Source organism: Helicobacter pametensis ATCC 51478 (assembly GCF_000518225.1).
GTDB classification, from domain to species: Bacteria; Campylobacterota; Campylobacteria; order Campylobacterales; family Helicobacteraceae; genus Helicobacter_G; species Helicobacter_G pametensis.
On the sequence record NZ_JADE01000010.1, the window covers coordinates 86,657 to 104,422 of the forward strand.

Below are 17,766 nucleotides of genomic sequence, written 5' to 3' on the forward strand. Positions count from 1 at the left end.
TTATTCTAGCCCTATGCGTTGAGCCAAAAATTCATAAAGATGCATAGGCTTGGTGGGGCATCCCATTTTTTTCATCGCTCCACTGATATTGAGCAAACATCCCCCATCTCCACTGATCACATATTCCACATCACGACTCAAAATATCTGCGATCTTTTTTTCAACCATGGTTTTGGAGATTTCTGGCTCTTTGATACTGAAGGTTCCCCCAAAGCCACAGCATTCCTCTTCTCTCTCAAGCTCGATGAGATCTACATTTTCAAGCATTCTGATGAGACTTTTGGATGCTTCTGTACATTTGGTGACTCTGAGCGCATGGCAATTGGAGTGCCATGTGACTCTTGTCTTCTCTCCTTGATCTAGGAGCTTAGCATTGAGTTGATTGAGTAGAAATTCGCTTAGATCATAAACGCGTGAGCTAAATTCTTGAATCTCTTGGGCGTGAGGGGTGTTTTCAAAAAGTTGGATATAGTCATGCATCATCGCACCAGCACATGATCCAGATGGGACGATGATCGGATAGGGTTCATTAAAGAGCGCAATATTGGCTAGAGCGATTTTGCGTGTTTCTTCATAATATCCAGAGTTGAGACTAGGTTGTCCGCAACAGCTCTGATCTTTTTTGTAGATCACTGTGGCTCCAAAGTGCTGCAATAGCTTGACTGAGCTGATAAGAGCCTTGGAATATGCGATATTTCCAAGACATGTGCCAAAAAAATAAACTTTCATCATTCTCTCCTTAAAGTAAAAAAATCGCAGTTGTCGTGATAATGAGACAGTAGAGTAGGCATGGCAAAATATTATAAGTCAAAAGACGATGCTCTCCTTTTCCAATCAGTCCCACAGTCGCACATACCGCAACGATATTATTGATACAAATCATATTACCTGCAGCTCCTCCAATATTTTGTAAAGCCATGATGACTTGAGTTTTGAGTCCTACAAGTGAAGCGGCTTCAAATTGGAGTGGAGCAAATAAGAGGTTAGAGACTGTATTGGATCCTGAGAAAAATGCTCCAAGCACACCAATCAAGGGTGAAACAACCACATAGGCTTGGCCAGAAATATCAGCAAAAAACTTTGCCATCACTCTAAGCATAGATTCAAATCCTTGAGGATTATTGCCTGTATTGACCATGAGTTGCACCATCGCCACACCAGCACACAAAGGAATCACCGCTGCCCCCACTTGCTTAAATGTCGCACTCCAAGCCATTTTGACTTCTTGGGCTTTCATCTTGTGCAAAAAGATTGTCAAGATGGCCACAAGGATAAAGGGGATAATCCCTGGAAGATACCCATAGGCAAAGCTATAGGCTGTATTGGCAACGCCAAAAATCTCAGGAAAAGAGATTTTGAGTGATGTAAGATAGTCTTTGAGACCAATTTGTGGGATTCGAGTGAGGACAAGAATGAGACTGATCAAAAGATAGGGAAGCCACGCAAGCCAAATATTGATGTGTTTACTGCCTTGCAGAGATTCACTTTTTTGTGATCCGACCCAAAAACTTGGCCATCGATCCTGAGAATCAAAATCCCAAGAATCTTTGGGTGTCAAAAAGCCAATTTTTGCACTAAGGATTAGGATTCCAAGACAGATCAATCCTCCAACCAATGAAGGAATCTCAAATCCTCCAAATTTAGCGATCAGAAAATAGGGGATGACAAACATAAGGGAGGCAAAAATCGAAAAGGGCAAGATAGGAAGAGCGTCTTTGAAACTTTTGTTTTTGCCAAAAAATTTAACAAGCAAAAACACAACAAGTGTGGGGATGATCATAGCAGCGACAGAATGGATCAAAGCCGTCAAGACAGTGACTTCTTGCATATATGAGGTGATATTTTCTGATCCAACAAGAGAAGCGATGCTGATTTGGATTCCATTTGTGGGAGTTCCAACAGCCCCAAAGCTCACTGGACTTGAGTTGAGGATAAGAGCGCTCATTGCCGCAGCAAGGGCAGGGAATCCAAGTCCAATCAAAAGGGGAGCAGCAAGGGCAGCAGGTGTCCCAAATCCAGCAGCCCCTTCAATAAATGCACCAAATGCCCAACCAATGATGATCACTTGCACGCGTCGATCTGTGGAAATGGCGCTAAAGGCTCGATTGATGGAGTTCATACCTCCACTGAATTTGAGGGTATTGAGGATGAGGATTGCTCCAAAAACAATCACTAAAATATCAAAGGCTTTCAAAAATCCAAAAAGCACATAAGCACCGATGTCTATACCGCTCATCTTCCATGCAAAGAGTGAGATTGCGACACTTAGAATCAGCGAAAGACTGAGTGAGAATTTGGAGGATTGCTTGAATCCAACCATAAGGATCAAAATAGTAAGAATAGGCAGAAATGCCAGCAGTGTATGCAACATAAAATCTCCTTAGATAAAAGTAAGATTATTGTTGTCTAAAAATAAGAGATTGGATAAAAATCAATATTTTTTTTCAAATAATTCTATGTGTTTGTGTTATTTGGTATCAGTTTCTAAAATTGGCATCATAGATTCTAAGAAGTGCGATAAATAATGCCGTGGCAGCAGGTCCGATGATGATACCAGCAAATCCAAATACATTGAGTCCAGCAAGGATGGCAAAGAAGATCAGCATCTCATTGATGGTGATGGATGTTTTGATGAGATGTTTATTGACGATAGAGATGAGGATTGGCTTGATGATATTATCGATCACGATTCCTATAAAGATCGCGCCATAGATTGCGATGAAAATCGCTCCACTTGTGTCTTTGAGATAGAGCTGATAGAATGCAGCAGGGATCCAGACAAGTGCTCCTCCAACGATTGGCACAAGTGATGCGATTCCATAAAGGATCCCAAGAAGTAACCCATCATAGCCAAAGAAATAGCTCATCACCCCAAAGCAAAATCCTTGAAGAAAAATATTGATCAAAGATGTGAAAAAAACCACATTGAGCACCCCACTGACTTCATTGTAGATTCCCATGGTTTGATCCAGACTGAGTGGGATAAGCTTGAGAATGTAGTTTGAAAATGATTTGGCGTAATAGAAGAAAAAATACATAAACACCACAATAAAGCCAAGATTTGTCAAAAATGCGACACTCCACTTAGCGATACTCGCACTCATAGAAAGTGCGTGACCAAGGATTGAATTGCCTGAGAATTCATTGAGGAAGGTTTTGATCTTGGCAGCGATTCCAGGAAAATCACTTAGCCATAGAAGGATTTCAGCCTTGGTCGAATCGATGAAATGATTGAAGCTTGCCTGATCAAGAGTGGAGAGAAAATGAAATCCTTTAGTGGCGATGAAGTAAAGAGGGAGGATAAAACTTGCCACGACGATTGTCACGCTTGCAAGTGAGGAGAGCCAATTCCACTTCAAATAGCGATCAAAAAAATCTTTGAGAAAATAGGTGCAAACACAGAGCAAAAATGCGATGAGCATATTGAGCAAAAAAGCATGATACAACTGCGCCATGGCATACACACTTGCGATAAATACAATCCAGAAAAAATAAATAGGTTTCATCTCTCTATCCTAAAACAAGCTTCTTTTGATCCCCCCAAAGAGTTCAAAGGTCTTGGCAGTCGCAACTCTTCCCTTAGCTGTTCGCTCAAAATAGCCATGTGTGAGCAAATAGGGCTCGATCACATCTTCAATGGTGCTTTCATCTTCACTCATTGCCGCTGCAAGTGTTGAGAGACCGATGGGTTTGCCTTGATTTTCAGCCAAGATTCTAAGATATCTCAGATCCAGCTCATCAAAGCCATGTTCATTGACTCCAAGTTCTGAGAGAGCAAACTGCGCTCTTGTGAAGCTAATTTCATTTTCTTCTGCCACATCAGCAAAATCTCTGACGCGCTTAAGGAGTCTTAGGGCAATTCTTGGCGTGCCCCTTGAGCGTCTTGCAATCTCATGCGCTCCCTCTGTGCTGAGTGGCTTTTGGAGTTTGAGGCTAGCGATAGTGAGGATTCTAGCGAGCTCTTCTGTGCTGTAAAACTGCATTCTAAAATTCATGCCAAAGCGATCTCTGAGTGGATTGCTTAGCATTCCAGCGCGTGTTGTGGCTCCAATGAGGGTAAATTTTGCGATGTCGATCTTGACACTTTGGGCAGCAGGGCCAGAGCCAATGATGATATCTAGTCTAAAATCTTCCATCGCAGGATAAAGAATCTCTTCAATTGCTGGACTTAGACGATGAATCTCATCGATAAACAAAATATCCCCCTCATTGAGGTTAGTCAAAATTGCTGCCAAATCCCCACTTTTTTCAATCATTGGAGCAGCTGTGACTTTGATATCCGCTCCCATTTCTGAGGCGATGATATGGCTGAGTGTGGTTTTGCCAAGTCCAGGGGGGCCAAAAAACAAAATGTGATCTAAGCATTCTTGGCGTTTTTTGCATGCTTGGATAAAGATTTGAAGATTTTTTTTGATTTGTTCTTGTCCGATGTAATCTTCCCAAATACTTGGGCGAAGAGAGATTTCACCTTGCTCATCAAATGAGATTTTTTCAACCTCGACGATTCTCTCATCAAGTCCAATTTTTTCCATCAATAGCTCTCTTCTTGAGAAGGGAATCGTTGTGCTTTGACATCATCGATATAGGCTTGAAGGGCTTGTTTGAGGATCTGTTCTCCCTCAAGATAGCGGCGCACAAATTTGGGCTTAAATTCTGTAAAAAATCCAAATGCATCACTCCACACCAAAATCTGTCCATCACAATTTGCCCCACTTCCGATCCCAATGGTAGGGATAGTAAGCATTTGAGTGATTTCTGTGGCAACTTCGCTTTTGATCCCCTCAAGCACGATGGCAAAAACTCCTGCTTCTTGGAGAGCTAGTGCATCTTCTTTGAGCTGAGTGATGCTTTGATCATCTTTGCCCTTGATTTTGTATCCTCCTTCACTTCGGGCAAATTGAGGCATCAGACCGATATGTCCCATCACTGCAATCCCTTCTTGGATGATACTTTGGATGATCTTGGCTCGCGCACTTCCACCCTCAAGCTTGATTGCTCCAGCTTGTGTTTCCTTATAAAATCTCACCGCATTTTTGATGGCCATAGTTTCATTTTGATAGCTTCCAAAACTCATATCACCAACGATAAGAGACTGATTGGCACCTTTGCAAACTGCTTTGGTGTGATAGATCATCTCATCAATCCCAATCGCCAAAGTGTCCTTGTGCCCACCAAAGCTTTGAGACAGGCTATCTCCAACCAAGATAAAATCCACATATGAGTCAAAGATTCGACCAAAGAGTGCATCATAGGCAGTGATTGCTGTGATTTTCTCAATCCCTTTTTTTTTCTGAATTGTATTGATTGTTGTCATGTTTTTCCTTCTATGTAAATAGGGGTTAAAAGTTGAGCAAAATAACAGAGATGATGATACAGATGATTCCAAGCCAGCCGATGGGTTTCATTTTTTGTTTCAAAATGATGGCCCCACCAAGACTAGTCCCAAGCACACCAAGTGCTCCCCATGATGCATAGGCGATGCTTAGATTGATCCCCGCTTGGATGGCAAGAGATAGGACATAAAAGGCTAGAAATACAAGCAAGATTGCCAAGATCCCAAGTCTTTTGTCTGCAAACCCTTGTGATTTGCCAAGCAAAATATTGGCGATGATGTCAAGTAGAGCAGAGACAATGATATATAGATATCCCATTATGCGTGATCCTCCTTGTGACCAAGATTGACCAAGATGATTCCAAGGATTGCAAGGGAAAGTCCGATGGCTTGGGCAGTGCTTAAAATCTCTCCATAGAAAAACACTCCAATTGCGACAATACAGCTCACCCCAAGAACTTCCCACATCCCATATGCTACCCCCACAGGGATACTCCTAAGAGAGAGAGCCATAAAATAGTAAGACACTCCAATCAGTGCAAAAACAACTAAATATCCAAGGGTATCCCCCTCAAAAAGTTTGAGTAAGCTTGTAGCAAGCACTTCTGTCAAAATCGCCAGAATCAAAAAGCACCAACTTCTAAGCTTCATAACTATCCTTTGTTTGGTAAATTGCAAACTTTGATTCTAGCCAAAATCTCGATTGGTTAGCAAGACCATATCTGCAAGGACAAGCCGCATCATCGCCTCTACGACGACGCTCCCACGGATAGCGATACATGGATCGTGCCGCCCTTTGGTTTGGATTGTGATGGGTTGATGGAGGGCATTGATGGAGGTTTGAGGGAGTGAGATGCTAGGCGTGGGTTTGAAATAGACTTTGATGAGGATTTCTTCTCCATTGGCAATCCCTCCCAAAATCCCTCCAGAGTGATTGCTTGCAAAGCCTTGAGGGGTGATGGGATCATTATATTGTGAGCCACGCATTTTGGATGCTTGGAATCCTTGACCAATCTCGATAGCCTTAACTCCATTGATCCCCATCATAGCCCATGCAAGCTGAGCATCAAGCTTGTGATAGAGGGGCTCTCCAAGTCCAAGAAGCTTGCCTTTTGCTCTAGCGCATACGACTCCACCGATGCTATCGCCTTGAGCGCGTATTTCTTGAAGATAGGCTTTTTGTTTTTCTTCTTGGTTGGCATCAAGGGAGAAAATTTCACTTGTTTTGGCATGATCAAAATCAATTTGTCGAGCTTCAATTTCACCAATTGCATAGATTCCGCTCTCAATCTTGATCCCTTGAAGGAGTGGAGCGATGATGCCTGAGGCAACGACACGCACAAGGGTTTCTCGCGCACTGCTGCGCCCACCCCCCCTATGGTCTATGTGTCCATATTTGTGAATATAGGTAAAATCCGCATGTGAGGGGCGCAAAAGTCCTTTGGGATAGTCTTTGCTTTGGATATTTTGATTTTTGATGACAAAGCCGATGGGTGCACCTGTGCTCTTACCTTCAAAGATTCCGCTCAAAAACTCTACTTCATCTTCTTCTGCTCGTGGTGTGACATAGGGGTTTTGCCCACCTTTGCGTCGTTGAACTAATTGTTTGATCAAATCAAAATCAATTTCTAAATTGGCTGGGACTCCATCAAGCACGCCTCCCACAGCCTGACCATGAGATTCTCCAAATGTAGTAAGTCTGAGGGCTTGGCCAAAGGTATTCATGAGTGCTGTAAGATTTTATAGGCGATTTTGGCACATTCTTGTTGAGCTTGTTTTTTGCTTGTCCCTGTGGCTTGGGCATATTCTTTGCCTGCGATTTGGATCGCCATTTTGAAGCTCTTTTTGTGATCAGGTCCCATCTCTTGGAGCAAGATATATTCTGGAATCACTCCAAATTGTGCTTGTGTTAGCTCTTGTAGGCTCGTTTTGTAATCTGAAATGATTTGATCAAAATCTATAGAATCATAAAATTTCTTCACCCAAAAAAGAATGATTCTCTTGGCTTCTTCAAAGCCTGATTCTAAAAATATCGCCCCAATCAATGCCTCAAAAGCATCAGCCAAAATTGAGGGCTTTTCTCGCCCATGATTACTTTCCTCTGAGGCAGAGAGATAGATGCATTGATTGAGTCCAATAGCCTTAGATAGGATTGTTAGTCCCTCTTCATTGACGATAGAGGCTCTGATTTTGGAGAGTTTTCCTTCTTGATAGCGAGGAAAGCGATCGAAAAGATACTCACCCACTACGAGATCTACGACTGCATCTCCCAAGAACTCAAGCCGCTCATTATTAAAAAGTTTTTTACAGCTTTTGTGTGTCATAGCACACTCTAGCAATGCTTGATCTTTGAATCTGTAATTGATCGTTTTTTGTAGCGTATCTAACATAAACTTCCTTTTATTTTGCTTGCTTCATTTCTTGCAATTTGATCACATCGTTCATTTTCTATATGTCCTGCGTGACCCTTGACCCAATGGGCTGTGATTTTGTGATGTTTAGAGAGTTGGCAAAACTCTTGCCAAAGCTCTGGGTTTTTGACTTGCGCGAATCCTTTTTTGATCCAATTGGCTAGCCATGAGTTAATGCCCTCACACACATATTTGGAATCGCTATATAACATAATCTCGCATGGTTCTTTGAGAATTTTCAAGGCTTCAAGCACGGCTAAGAGTTCCATTTGATTATTTGTAGCATGGGCTTTGCCTCCACTGATGATTCTCTCATATTGTCCATAGCGCAAGATCGCACACCATCCTCCAGCCCCTGGATTGCCTAGTGAAGAGCCATCACAAAAGAGAGAAATTTTTTTCATTACGCATCTTTTGAGGTTTCAAAACTAGATCCATCATTCCAAGCTCTCCACAGGATGGACATCTAAAGTTATCAAAAGGAAATTCTCCAAAACAATCCTTGCATCGATAAGCAAATCCAAGCTGGATCTTGATAGCAGAGTATTGGGAGAAAAGTCGATACATTTCAAGGGCGAAGTTTGAGCATCCCTTGCTTGGATAGTAGTCCTTGGCTTGAAAAACCTCAATCGCTGGGGAATTTGAGATGATTTTTTGTGGGATCTGCTCAACTTGGAAATCCCAAAGCAAATCAATATGATTTTGCCATTCTTGATAGGGCAGGGATTCCCAAAAAGTTGGCAAATGAGTTGTTTTGAAGTATGTGAGAATGATGCGTGAGAGCTTGGGTTGTTTGGAGAGGATGCGTAGGAGTGCGCGATGTTTTTCTTGCTCGGCTTGTTGATGATCTTGTAAGAGTTTCAGTGTCTGTAAATAATCTTGCAATAGCAGCAATTTTTCCTCTTCCTTAGAAGAAGGATTCTCGACATTTTCCTCAAGACAATGCAGTGCATCAAGTGCATTTTGATATTCACCTAGTGTCTCATAGAGTTCGATGATCTTAAAAAGTGCTTTGATGCTACGCGGGTTGTTGGACAAAACTTCCAAAAAAATCTCTTTAGCCTTTTGCAAAAAGCCTGCTTTGAAATAAGTCTCTCCTAGACTTTCAAGAATCTCTAGTTTTTGAGAAGGATCTTCTATCTGTGTTAGGAGCGTGAGATAGAGTTTGATAGCTTGCTGATTATCTCCACTTTGGCTATGCCCTTTGGCAAGGAACAATAGAGTAGGAATCGGATCTTTGGAGACTTTTAAAAACTCTGCGATTCCATCAAAAAGTCCATTGTGCTCATAGGATTTCACAAGGGCATTGAGGGATTTTTCTTTTTTGCGCTTTTTATAGAAACTGCGATAATAGTCCGTCAAAATTGCAAATGCGATGATGGCGATAAGAATAGCAATCCCAAATAAAGGATCTCGATAAATATGGCTGAGATCCCCCATCTCAATCTCGAATATTGGTAATCAATGCACTTGTGATGAGGCGATCGAAGTATTCTTGCAAGATTGCATCTTTGCGGGAGAGGACGACTTGCTGCATGATGATAGGCTTCATTTGATCAAAAGGCATCACAATACTTCCAATTTTCTCTTTGATATAGAAAGAGAGAGATGCACCTCCATTATTGATCACTGGGGTGAATTGTCCCTTTTTGGTTTGTGCAAACATTTGAGCGATTTGAGGATTGATCCCTGAGAGGGAGATACGCTCTTCTCTCTTATTGACTCCTGGAGTTTGAATCAAAGGATTATTGATCGCTTGAGCAAGCATCTTGTCATTTTGTGCAGCATATTGCACGACGACGACCTCTTTGGGCAAAGTAAATTCTTGCTTATGCTCATCAAAATATTTGCGCAATTCTTTTTCATCGATGATTTTGAGATTGGTTGAGAGGATGCGTTGTGTGAGAAGCTCTTCTTGAATCTGCTCTTTATAAAATTCTCGCAACTCCTCATAAGAGTAGCCACTGCTGATCATATTGGCGATAAATTTATCCCTGCTGATTCCCTGCATCGAAGCTGCTGTTTCAATTTGTTTGTCGATCGCGACTTCATCCGCGACAATTTGGAGGCGTTCAGCCTCTTGGTGTTTGATTGCTTTGAGGATGAGGAGGCGTTTGGCTTGGGCTTTTGAGATTTTCTTCTCCTTTTGGAGTTGAGTGAGCTCATAGATCGTGATGGGATAATTATTGACCTTAAATGCGATTCCATCAATGAGCGTGGAGGCTAGAGCCACAAGTGGAGCAAGCAAGATAAAAGGAGCAAAACGCATATAGATCCTTCAATATTGTAGATTTTAGAGTGAAACAAAAGCCTGATTCTATCTCAAATAAAGTAAGTATCAGTTGTTTGGGATAAATTAAAATTCTTTATTAGAAGATAAAAATTATTATTTATAATTAATGCTTCTATTTTTAACACAAAGGATACAAAATGAAAAAACTACTTGGAATTTCCATTGCGTGCTCTGCTTTGCTAATCGCTGGAAGTGCAGAAGATGTGCTCAAGATGGCCAAAGATGCTGGTCTTGAGGCGATGCCAAAAGGCAAAAAACTCAAAGAGATTCAAATGCAAAAGGTCAAAGAACTAGGAATTCGATCCAGAAAACTCCTAACCAAAGAGCAGATCGAGCTAGGCAAGATGCTCTATTTTGATCCAAGGATCTCATCATCCAATCTGATCTCATGCAATACCTGTCACAATCTAGCACTTGGTGGATCAGATCTTGTGCCTGCTGCGATCGGACACAAATGGCAAGCCAACCCGAGTGCACTCAACTCGCCCACGGTTTATAATTCTTTGTTTAATGCTGTGCAATTTTGGGATGGACGCGCTCATAATCTAGGAGATCAGGCCCAAGGTCCTATCCAAAGTGATGTCGAGATGTCTGCCCCACCAGAACTAGTCGTCCAAAAAATCACATCAATCCCAGGTTATATCCAAGCCTTTCAAAAAGCCTATGGCAAAGACACCAAGATCGATTTCAAGCTGATTGCTGATAGCATCGCACTTTTTGAGACTACGCTTGTGACACCAAGTCGGTATGATGAATTTATGTCAGGCAATCTTAAGGCATTGAGTGCAGAAGAGCAGGAGGGACTCAAAACATTTATCGACAAAGGTTGTGCGAGTTGTCATAGTGGTGTGAATCTTGGAGGGACGATGCAGCCCTTTGCAGTGGCCAAGCCTTATCGGTTTGCCAATATCGGTGGATTCAAGGGAGACAAAGATGGGCTGATCAAAGTTCCCACACTAAGAAATGTTGCTGAGACGATGCCTTATTTTCACAATGGAGCATTTTGGGAGCTCAAAGATGCGATCAAAGAAATGGGCTCTATTCAGCTTGATATCGCGATCAGCGATGAAGAAGCTCAAAAAATTGAGACATTTTTGAAGACTCTCACAGGCAAAAAGCCTCAGATCATTTATCCAATTCTTCCAGCCAATGGAGAAAACACACCCAAGCCGATTTTTTAAACCTATTCTTTAGATCGTCAAAATACGAGGATCACAAGAGGAGAGGGAGGGAGGGGGATCCTCTTTGTTAAATCTTGTTATATTAAGTGATGAAAAATATATCTGAGATATTTGGTTATTCAAAATTCAAGTTTTTGTTCTTATTTTGATTGTTATGTAATATATATTATTAATGTATACTATATATCCCTTCCCCCTCCCCATTTCCCCCTCTTTTCTAAAAAAATTCATTTTTTTGAAAATTTCTTGCTCATTTTCATTTTTTTTAGTGTATTATTCCACTTCCCAAGTCGGTGAGACGCTTTAATCTCCCTAAGATTTGACGGTAACCTTTTAACTCTAAGGGTTAAAAGTCTTATTGTCTTTTTTAGAAAGATTGTTTTGTTTTGCCTTGTTGGTGTGTTCTATTTATTTTTATTGTGATTTTAGATAAATAAATGAAACTTCTTCATTTATGTTAGTTTGCTCTCTAATTATTATAGAGCTAAATTGACTTAAGTTTAGTTTTCATTTTAAACCTTTAATCAAATAACTTTAGATAATGATCTTTGACAACTAAGCAAAAGAATGTTGAGTGTAAAGTCTTCTTTTATGACTTAAAACTAAAAGAAACAAACTTAATATTCTGATGTCTAATATATTTACAACTCTTATAACCCGTATAGATTTATTCTATATTGAAGTTATAACTTGTGATTTTTGACATAACAGAGTTTTAGGACAAACAATTCTATTTTTATGGAGAGTTTAGCCATTGATTTTTCTTTGGACAAACTCCATAAAAGTTTTTATGGAGAGTTTGATCCTGGCTCAGAGTGAACGCTGGCGGCGTGCCTAATACATGCAAGTCGAACGATGAAGCTCTCTAGCTTGCTAGAGAGTGGATTAGTGGCGCACGGGTGAGTAATGCATAGGTTATGTGCCCCATAGTCTGGGATAGCCACTGGAAACGGTGATTAATACTAGATACTCCTTACGAGGGAAAGTTTTTCGCTATGGGATCAGCCTATGTCCTATCAGCTTGTTGGTGAGGTAATGGCTCACCAAGGCTATGACGGGTATCCGGCCTGAGAGGGTGAACGGACACACTGGAACTGAGACACGGTCCAGACTCCTACGGGAGGCAGCAGTAGGGAATATTGCTCAATGGGCGAAAGCCTGAAGCAGCAACGCCGCGTGGAGGATGAAGGTTTTAGGATTGTAAACTCCTTTTGTTAGAGAAGATTATGACGGTATCTAACGAATAAGCACCGGCTAACTCCGTGCCAGCAGCCGCGGTAATACGGAGGGTGCAAGCGTTACTCGGAATCACTGGGCGTAAAGAGCGCGTAGGCGGGGTAGTAAGTCAGATGTGAAATCCTATGGCTTAACCATAGAACTGCATTTGAAACTACTACTCTAGAGTATGGGAGAGGTAGGTGGAATTCTTGGTGTAGGGGTAAAATCCGTAGAGATCAAGAGGAATACTCATTGCGAAGGCGACCTGCTGGAACATTACTGACGCTGATGCGCGAAAGCGTGGGGAGCAAACAGGATTAGATACCCTGGTAGTCCACGCCCTAAACGATGAATGCTAGTTGTTGTGGAGCTTGTCTCTGCAGTAATGCAGCTAACGCATTAAGCATTCCGCCTGGGGAGTACGGTCGCAAGATTAAAACTCAAAGGAATAGACGGGGACCCGCACAAGCGGTGGAGCATGTGGTTTAATTCGAAGATACGCGAAGAACCTTACCTAGGCTTGACATTGATAGAATCTGCTAGAGATAGCGGAGTGCTGGCTTGCCAGAGCTTGAAAACAGGTGCTGCACGGCTGTCGTCAGCTCGTGTCGTGAGATGTTGGGTTAAGTCCCGCAACGAGCGCAACCCTCGTCCTTAGTTGCTAACAGTTCGGCTGAGCACTCTAGGGAGACTGCCTTCGTAAGGAGGAGGAAGGTGAGGACGACGTCAAGTCATCATGGCCCTTACGCCTAGGGCTACACACGTGCTACAATGGGATGTACAAAGAGACGCAATACCGCGAGGTGGAGCAAATCTCAAAAACATCTCTCAGTTCGGATTGTAGTCTGCAACTCGACTACATGAAGCTGGAATCGCTAGTAATCGTGAATCAGCCATGTCACGGTGAATACGTTCCCGGGTCTTGTACTCACCGCCCGTCACACCATGGGAGTTGTATTCGCCTTAAGCCGGGATGCTAAACTGGCTACCGTCCACGGCGGATGCAGCGACTGGGGTGAAGTCGTAACAAGGTAACCGTAGGTGAACCTGCGGTTGGATCACCTCCTTTCAAGAGAAATAAGCAGATATTCATTTATCTTGCTTCAGCTTGACATCTTTTGCTTAGTCTTCAGAGATTATTTATCTTTAGTGCATGCGGGCTTATAGCTCAGGTGGTTAGAGCGCACCCCTGATAAGGGTGAGGTCGGAGGTTCGAGTCCTCCTAAGCCCACCATTAGGGGAATTAGCTCAGCTGGGAGAGCGCCTGCTTTGCACGCAGGAGGTCAGCGGTTCGATCCCGCTATTCTCCACCATTTGATGAGGATCTAATCTCAAGAAGTCTAATTTAAGTTTTTGATCTTAGATAAAGAATCTTAGAAATTTCAGAAAAGATTAGAAAAAAGCTAAGAGATTCTTTAAATCTTAGGAGATTAAAGATTTAAATTAGACTTTAAGTCTAAGTGTTATTTGAATTATCATTGTTAATAGCCTATAGTAATAAGACTACAATAACTCTGATCTTATTGAAAGTAAGAATGAAGACATTTAGGAAGGAATTCTTAGATGAAATTGTCCATACATTCAATAAGGCAGTGAGACTTAGAAAATCATTGATTCATAAGCAGTTTTATTGAGACTTTGAAAGCATATGAAAATAAGCTTTTAAGGGCAGATGGTGGATGCCTTGGCAAAGAGAGGCGATGAAGGACGTACTAGACTGCGATAAGCTACGGGGAGCTGTCAAGAAGCTTTGATCCGTAGATTTCCGAATGGGGCAACCCAATGCATAGAGATATGCATTACCTTAAATGGAGCGAACCTAGGGAAGTGAAACATCTCAGTACCTAGAGGAAAAGAAATCAAACGAGATTCTCCTAGTAGCGGCGAGCGAACGGGGAAGAGGGCAAACCGAATGCTTGCATTCGGGGTTGAGGACTGCAACATCCACTGAAATAATCTAGTAGAACAATCTGGAAAGTTTGGCGACACAGGGTGATAGCCCCGTATACGAAAGATTATTTCTAGGTAGCAGGATCCAGAGTAGGCCAGGACACGTGAAATCCGGGCTGAAGCAGGGGAGACCACTCTCCAACCCTAAATACTACTCTTTGACCGATAGCGAACAAGTACCGTGAGGGAAAGGTGAAAAGAACCGCAGTGAGCGGAGTGAAATAGAACCTGAAACCATCTGCCTACAATCATTCGGAGCCCTATGATTTATATCAGGGTGACGGACTGCCTTTTGCATAATGATCCTGCGAGTTGTGGTATCTGGCGAGGTTAAGCAAACGCGAAGCCGTAGCGAAAGCGAGTCTGAAAGGGCGCTTAGTCAGATGCTGCAGACCCGAAGCTGAGTGATCTATCCATGGCCAAGTTGAAGTAAGTGTAATAGCTTATGGAGGACTGAACTCGTACCCATTGAAACGGGTTGGGATGAGCTGTGGATAGGGGTGAAAGGCCAAACAAACTCAGTGATAGCTGGTTCTCTCCGAAATATATTTAGGTATAGCCTCAAGTGATAGTAATAGGGGGTAGAGCTCTGATTGGGCTAGGGCTGCTCACCGCGGTACCAAACCCTGTCAAACTTCGAATACCTATTACCGTATCTTGGGAGTCAGGCGGTGGGTGATAAAATCAATCGTCAAGAGGGGAACAACCCAGACTACCAACTAAGGTCCCAAAGTTCTATTCTGAGTGGAAAAAGATGTACAGTTACTTAGACAACCAGGAGGTTGGCTTAGAAGCAGCCATCCTTTAAAGAAAGCGTAACAGCTCACTGGTCTAGTGATTGCGCGCTGAAAATATAACGGGGCTAAGATAGACACCGAAGTTGTAGATTACACGGCACAATTTAGATTATCTAGTTGTGTCAAACTTAAAAAATTTAGAGTTTTATTTTTATTTGATTTTGAAATCTTTTTCTTGTTCAAAAGAAGTCAAAGAAAAAGGATCAGTAAAAAATCAAATAAAAATTTGATGCTCAAGATAGTTTAAATTGTGCCGTGTAGTGGTAGGAGAGCGTTCGTATCAGCGTTGAAGGTATACCGGCAAGGAGTGCTGGAGCGATGCGAAGTGAGCATGCAGGAATGAGTAGCGATAAAATATGTGAGAATCATATTCGCCGTAAGTCTAAGGTTTCCTACGCGATGCTCGTCATCGTAGGGTTAGTCGGGTCCTAAGCCGAGTCCGAAAGGGGTAGGCGATGGCAAATAGGTTAATATTCCTATACCAACATTAGTGTGCGATGGAGGGACGCATAGGGTTAGGTGAGCCAACTGATGGAATAGTTGGTCGAAAGGTGTAAGTTGGGAGAGAGGCAAATCCGCTCCTGTATCACAAACCTGACAGGCTCTTTGAAGTCTTCGGATGGAAGAGAGAATCACTGATACCGTCGTGCCAAGAAAAGCTTCTAAGTTTAGCTAATGTTGCCCGTACCGCAAACCGACACAGGTAGATGAGATGAGTATTCTAAGGCGCGTGAAAGAACTCTGGTTAAGGAACTCTGCAAACTAGCACCGTAAGTTCGCGATAAGGTGTGCCACAGCAATGTGGTCTCAGCAAAGAGTCCCTCCCGACTGTTTACCAAAAACACAGCACTTTGCAAACTCGTAAGAGGAAGTATAAGGTGTGACGCCTGCCCGGTGCTCGAAGGTTAAGAGGATTAGTCAGCCGCAAGGTGAAGCTTTGAATTGAAGCCCGAGTAAACGGCGGCCGTAACTATAACGGTCCTAAGGTAGCGAAATTCCTTGTCGGTTAAATACCGACCTGCATGAATGGCGTAACGAGATGGGAGCTGTCTCAACCAGGGATTCAGTGAAATTGTAGTGGAGGTGAAAATTCCTCCTACCCGCGGCAAGACGGAAAGACCCCGTGGACCTTTACTACAGCTTGACACTGCCGATGGGAGCATTATGCGCAGGATAGGTGGGAGGCTTTGAAATCTTCACTCCGGTGGAGATGGAGCCATCCTTGAGATACCACCCTTAATGTTTCTGTCTGCTAACTGGCTTGAGTTATCCTCAAGCAGGACAATGTCTGGTGGGTAGTTTGACTGGGGCGGTCGCCTCCTAAAAAGTAACGGAGGCTTGCAAAGGTTGGCTCATTGCGGTTGGAAATCGCAAGTTGAGTGTAATGGCATAAGCCAGCCTGACTGTAAGACAAACAAGTCGAGCAGAGACGAAAGTCGGTCATAGTGATCCGGTGGTTCTGTGTGGAAGGGCCATCGCTCAAAGGATAAAAGGTACCCCGGGGATAACAGGCTGATCTCCCCCAAGAGCTCACATCGACGGGGAGGTTTGGCACCTCGATGTCGGCTCATCGCATCCTGGGGCTGGAGCAGGTCCCAAGGGTATGGCTGTTCGCCATTTAAAGCGGTACGCGAGCTGGGTTCAGAACGTCGTGAGACAGTTCGGTCCCTATCTGCCGTGGGCGTAGGAAAGTTGAGGAGAGCTGTCCCTAGTACGAGAGGACCGGGATGGACATGCCACTAGTGTACCAGTTGTTCTGCCAAGAGCATCGCTGGGTAGCTACGCATGGATGTGATAACCGCTGAAAGCATCTAAGCGGGAAGCCAACTCCAAGATAAACTTTCCCTGAAGGTCGCAAGAAGACTACTTGCTTGATAGGTTGGATGTGTAAGTGTAGTAATACATTTAGCTGACCAATACTAATAGACCGTTTGGCTTATTTTTATTCAAAGAAGCATATGAATTGCTAGTCAATGATGTCTTCACTGCCTTATTGAGTGTATGCTTATTACTAAAAAAGGAAAAGTGAAAATGAAGTTTTTAAATTTTTGCTTAAAAACTAGTTTGTATTTTTCTTAGATTGGGCTATAAACAAGATACAATTCTAATCCCTAGAAAAGGGAGTAGAGGATAAGATCTTATCTTCTTCTCCCTTTTCCCTGTGTCTATAGAGAGGAGGTCACACCCAGCTCCATTCCGAACCTGGAAGTTAAGCTCCTCATCGCTGATGATACTGCACTTTTCAAGTGTGGGAATGTAGGTCGATGCAGGGTTGGGATTACTTCTTTTTTCTTCTATGATTTTTTATCTTTTAATTTATGCTTTAATTCTTGTCTTGTCTTGTCTTGTCTTGTCTTGTCTTGTCTTGTCTTGTCTTGTCTTGCTTCTGCTTATTGAGTTGAGTGGATCTAGCTTGTTTTAGTGTGTCTTGAAAAGGGAGTATAATTGATCTTTTGATGAGAGGATTAGATGTTTGAGATTCGCCTAAAAAGCATACAGATTCTTGTCTTGAGCTATCTTGGTATTATTCTTTGCGGAGCGGTGCTATTGATGCTTCCGTGGATGCATCGAGGGCATCTAGATT

13 protein-coding genes, 2 tRNA genes and 3 rRNA genes are annotated in these 17,766 nt (G+C 42.6%); 6 read left to right on the forward strand and 12 right to left on the reverse strand.

Features of this window, described 5'->3' with window-relative positions:
• From T391_RS0103740 to T391_RS0103795, 12 genes are all read right to left on the reverse strand, one after another.
• Complete coding sequence (locus T391_RS0103740) at positions 1-729, reverse strand: (Fe-S)-binding protein (protein ID WP_027327212.1); 729 nt, start codon at positions 727-729, stop codon at positions 1-3.
• 10 nt (positions 730-739) lie between these two features.
• Positions 740-2,371, reverse strand: coding sequence for an L-lactate permease (locus tag T391_RS0103745; protein ID WP_034583742.1), 1,632 nt, complete (start codon positions 2,369-2,371; stop codon positions 740-742).
• Positions 2,372-2,477: 106 nt separating this feature from the next.
• Positions 2,478-3,506: an AI-2E family transporter gene (locus T391_RS0103750; RefSeq protein WP_027327214.1), complete on the reverse strand. Its 1,029-nt coding sequence runs from the start codon at positions 3,504-3,506 to the stop codon at positions 2,478-2,480.
• A 9-nt stretch (positions 3,507-3,515) separates the two neighbouring features.
• Positions 3,516-4,532 (reverse strand): Holliday junction branch migration DNA helicase RuvB, encoded by a 1,017-nt coding sequence (gene ruvB / locus T391_RS0103755; protein ID WP_027327215.1) that lies wholly within the window; start codon positions 4,530-4,532, stop codon positions 3,516-3,518.
• The gene (gene panB, locus T391_RS0103760) at positions 4,532-5,314 is read right to left on the reverse strand and encodes a 3-methyl-2-oxobutanoate hydroxymethyltransferase (RefSeq protein WP_027327216.1); all 783 of its coding nucleotides are present in this window, start codon (positions 5,312-5,314) and stop codon (positions 4,532-4,534) included. The genes ruvB and panB overlap by 1 nt, the downstream gene beginning before the upstream one ends.
• A 25-nt stretch (positions 5,315-5,339) precedes the next feature.
• Positions 5,340-5,651 carry an SMR family transporter gene (locus tag T391_RS0103765; RefSeq protein WP_027327217.1) on the reverse strand — a complete coding sequence of 104 codons (312 nt, stop codon included), beginning with the start codon at positions 5,649-5,651 and terminating at the stop codon, positions 5,340-5,342.
• Positions 5,651-5,983: a DMT family transporter gene (locus tag T391_RS0103770; protein ID WP_027327218.1), complete on the reverse strand. Its 333-nt coding sequence runs from the start codon at positions 5,981-5,983 to the stop codon at positions 5,651-5,653. Before T391_RS0103770 ends, T391_RS0103765 begins: the two co-directional genes overlap by 1 nt.
• Positions 5,984-6,019: 36 nt before the next feature.
• Positions 6,020-7,057, reverse strand: coding sequence for a chorismate synthase (gene aroC, locus T391_RS0103775; protein ID WP_027327219.1), 1,038 nt, complete (start codon positions 7,055-7,057; stop codon positions 6,020-6,022).
• Positions 7,054-7,722 carry a ribonuclease III gene (gene rnc / locus T391_RS0103780; protein WP_027327220.1) on the reverse strand — a complete coding sequence of 223 codons (669 nt, stop codon included), beginning with the start codon at positions 7,720-7,722 and terminating at the stop codon, positions 7,054-7,056. Before rnc ends, aroC begins: the two co-directional genes overlap by 4 nt.
• Positions 7,716-8,147, reverse strand: a complete 432-nt coding sequence (gene rnhA, locus T391_RS0103785; RefSeq protein WP_027327221.1) for a ribonuclease HI — start codon at positions 8,145-8,147, stop codon at positions 7,716-7,718. Before rnhA ends, rnc begins: the two co-directional genes overlap by 7 nt.
• Complete coding sequence (locus T391_RS0103790) at positions 8,122-9,183, reverse strand: tetratricopeptide repeat protein (protein ID WP_034583745.1); 1,062 nt, start codon at positions 9,181-9,183, stop codon at positions 8,122-8,124. The genes rnhA and T391_RS0103790 overlap by 26 nt, the downstream gene beginning before the upstream one ends.
• A 1-nt stretch (position 9,184) precedes the next feature.
• Positions 9,185-10,012 carry a peptidylprolyl isomerase gene (locus T391_RS0103795; RefSeq protein WP_034583748.1) on the reverse strand — a complete coding sequence of 276 codons (828 nt, stop codon included), beginning with the start codon at positions 10,010-10,012 and terminating at the stop codon, positions 9,185-9,187.
• A 161-nt stretch (positions 10,013-10,173) separates the two neighbouring features.
• Between T391_RS0103795 and T391_RS0103800 the strand changes: the two genes are divergently transcribed.
• The 6 genes from T391_RS0103800 (at position 10,174) to rrf (ending at position 17,455) form a co-directional block, all read left to right on the forward strand.
• Positions 10,174-11,217: a cytochrome-c peroxidase gene (locus tag T391_RS0103800; protein ID WP_027327224.1), complete on the forward strand. Its 1,044-nt coding sequence runs from the start codon at positions 10,174-10,176 to the stop codon at positions 11,215-11,217.
• Between the two features lie 787 nt (positions 11,218-12,004).
• Positions 12,005-13,504, forward strand: a 16S ribosomal RNA gene (locus T391_RS07885).
• An 88-nt stretch (positions 13,505-13,592) separates the two neighbouring features.
• Positions 13,593-13,669, forward strand: a tRNA-Ile gene (locus T391_RS0103810).
• Positions 13,670-13,672: 3 nt separating this feature from the next.
• A tRNA-Ala gene (locus T391_RS0103815) sits at positions 13,673-13,748 on the forward strand.
• Positions 13,749-14,087: 339 nt separating this feature from the next.
• Positions 14,088-17,126 (forward strand): 23S ribosomal RNA (locus T391_RS0103820).
• Positions 17,127-17,339: 213 nt separating this feature from the next.
• Positions 17,340-17,455, forward strand: a 5S ribosomal RNA gene (rrf, locus tag T391_RS0103825).
• The 16S, 23S and 5S rRNA genes sit together here with 2 tRNA genes alongside, the layout of an rRNA operon.
• The last annotated feature ends 311 nt before the right edge of the window (positions 17,456-17,766 follow it).